We start from the raw sequence: 2,662 nt of genomic DNA on the forward strand, positions 1-2,662 counted from the left end.
CGGCGTGCAGTTCGTCGCCATTCCTGAGTTCCAGGGTCTCGGCACCACCGTCGGCCAGCTGTTCTCGGCGGCCCTCGCCGGCCAGTCGAGCGTCGACGACGCGCTGAAGCAGGCCCAGGACGCAGCCACCGCGGCGATGACCGAGGGCGGCTACATCAAGTAAGGCTCCTCCCGGTGCCGAACGCCGGTAGCGCATCATGACCGGCATTGGCCGCCCGAAACCCAGTTCGGGCGGCCACCTTCACAATCAAGAAAATTGTGACGCAACTCTAAAATCCGGCTGACATTTGGAGGGTGACCGTCATGGCTACTCAGCAGACCCGTTCGCTTGCCCGCTTCATGATGGCGCCATCGGTGATCCTACTGTTCGTCTGGATGATCGTGCCGCTGGCCTTCACGCTCTGGTTCTCGTTCCTGCAATACAATCCGCTGAACCCGATCCGCGACGGTTTTGTCTGGTTCTCCAACTACAAGCTGTTCTACTCCAACCCGGCATTCTTTGCGGCCATTCTCAACACGCTGACCATCGTCGTCAGCGTGCTGGTGATCACGGTGGTCGGCGGCATCCTCCTGGCGATGCTCATCGACCAGCCGATGTGGGGACAAGGCATCGTCCGCATCCTCGTCATCTCGCCGTTCTTCGTCATGCCGCCGGTAGCGGCGCTGGTCTGGAAGAACATGATCATGCACCCGCAATACGGCGTCTTCGCCGATATTGCGCGCTTCTTCGGCGGCCAGCCGATCGACTGGTTCGGCCAGCATCCGCTGACCGCCGTTATCATCATCGTCGCCTGGCAGTGGCTGCCCTTCGCCACGCTGATCCTGTTGACCTCGCTGCAGTCGCTCGACGGCGAGCAGAAGGAGGCGGCCGAGATGGACGGCGCCGGCTTCCTTAGCCGCTTCATCTATCTGACGCTGCCGCACATGTCGCGCGCCATCACCGTCGTCATCCTGATCCAGACGATCTTCCTGCTCTCGGTCTACGCCGAGATCCTGGTCACAACCAATGGCGGCCCCGGCTACGCCTCCACCAACCTGCCCTTCCTCGTCTATCAGAAGGCGCTGCTCGAATTCAAAATCGGCCAGGCATCCGCCGGTGGCGTGATCGCCGTCATTCTCGCCAATATCGTCGCCTTCTTCGCCATGCGCGCAGTCGGCAAGAACCTCGATAAGTAAGGGAGGATAAGATGGCACGCGCAGTCACCACCCAGCACAAGACGATCGCCACGGTGGCGGCCTGGATCGTCGCCCTGCTGATCTTCTTCCCGATCCTTTACACGATCATCACTTCGTTCAAATCGGAGCAGGAGGCGATCCAGGGCTTCGCCCTGATCCCTTCGGGGACGTTCGAGAGCTATTCCGAGGTCCAGGCGCAGAGCGGCTATTTCAAGTTCTTCCTGAATTCGGTGATCCTGTCGGTTGGCTCGACCATCCTGGCGCTCATCATCGCCATCCCGGCGGCCTGGTCGATGGCCTTCTCGCCGACCAAGCGCACCAAGGACATCCTGATGTGGATGCTGTCCACCAAGATGATGCCGGCGGTCGCGGTGCTGTTCCCGATCTACCTGATCTTCCGCGACACCGGCTTGCTCGACAGCCGCGTCGGTCTGATGGTCATGCTGATGCTGATCAACCTGCCGATCGTGGTCTGGATGCTCTACACCTATTTCCGCGAAATCCCGGGCGAGATCCTGGAGGCGGCGCGCATGGACGGCGCCTCGCTATGGAACGAGATCGTCTATGTGCTCACCCCGATGGCGGTGCCGGGCATTGCCTCGACCATGCTCTTGAACATCATCCTGGCCTGGAACGAAGCCTTCTGGACGATCCGGCTGACCACCACCGAGGCCGCGCCGCTGACCGCCTTCATCAGCTCCTTCTCCAGCCCGCAAGGCCTGTTCTGGGCCAAACTGTCGGCGGCCTCGACGCTGGCGATCGCCCCGATCCTGATCATGGGCTGGTTCAGCCAGAAGCAGCTGGTGCGCGGCCTGACATTCGGCGCGGTGAAGTAGTAGGGCGCCGCAAGCGGCGGACGACGGACAATAATCCCTCGGGGAGGAAACCATGGGAAACATCACGCTCAAGAACGTCTCCAAATCCTTTGGGTCGACGACGATCATTCCGAACATCGACCTGGTCATCGAGGATGGCGAGTTCGTCGTGTTCGTCGGTCCGTCGGGCTGCGGCAAGTCCACGCTGCTCAGGCTGATCGCCGGGCTGGAGGACACCAGCGGCGGCACCATCAGCATCGACGGCCGCGACGTCACCGGCGAGGCGCCGGCCAAGCGCAAGCTGGCCATGGTGTTCCAGTCCTATGCGCTCTATCCGCACATGACGGTCGCCAAGAACATCGCCTTCCCGCTGAAGATGGCGGGCGAGGACCAGGCGACCATCGACAGGAAGGTCAAGGACGCCGCGCGGGTGCTCAACCTCACCAACTACCTCGAGCGTCGTCCGGGCCAGCTCTCCGGCGGCCAGCGCCAGCGCGTCGCCATTGGCCGCGCCATCGTGCGCCAGCCTTCGGCGTTCCTGTTCGACGAGCCGCTGTCCAACCTCGACGCCGCACTTCGCGGCACCATGCGCCTGGAGATCAGCGAACTGCATCATCAGCTCAAGACGACGATGATCTACGTCACCCACGACCAGGTCGAGGCCATGACCA

3 protein-coding genes and 1 pseudogene are annotated in these 2,662 nt (G+C 62.3%); all 4 read left to right on the forward strand.

The genetic code is table 11. The features are described 5' to 3' along the window. Nucleotides 1-163, forward strand: a pseudogene (locus EN742_RS31120) (sugar ABC transporter substrate-binding protein); the annotation flags it as partial. 140 nt (nucleotides 164-303) lie between these two features. Beyond that, nucleotides 304-1,176 (forward strand): sugar ABC transporter permease, encoded by an 873-nt coding sequence (locus tag EN742_RS31125; protein ID WP_126057039.1) that lies wholly within the window; start codon nucleotides 304-306, stop codon nucleotides 1,174-1,176. 11 nt (nucleotides 1,177-1,187) lie between these two features. Continuing rightward, nucleotides 1,188-2,012 (forward strand): carbohydrate ABC transporter permease, encoded by an 825-nt coding sequence (locus tag EN742_RS31130; protein WP_126057038.1) that lies wholly within the window; start codon nucleotides 1,188-1,190, stop codon nucleotides 2,010-2,012. 52 nt (nucleotides 2,013-2,064) lie between these two features. Next, nucleotides 2,065-2,662, forward strand: a 598-nt coding sequence (locus EN742_RS31135) for an ABC transporter ATP-binding protein (protein WP_148670381.1), incomplete at its 3' end; no start/stop codon positions are given.

Origin of the sequence: Mesorhizobium sp. M4A.F.Ca.ET.020.02.1.1 (genome assembly GCF_004022645.1) — a bacterium.
Classification (GTDB): domain Bacteria; phylum Pseudomonadota; class Alphaproteobacteria; order Rhizobiales; family Rhizobiaceae; genus Mesorhizobium.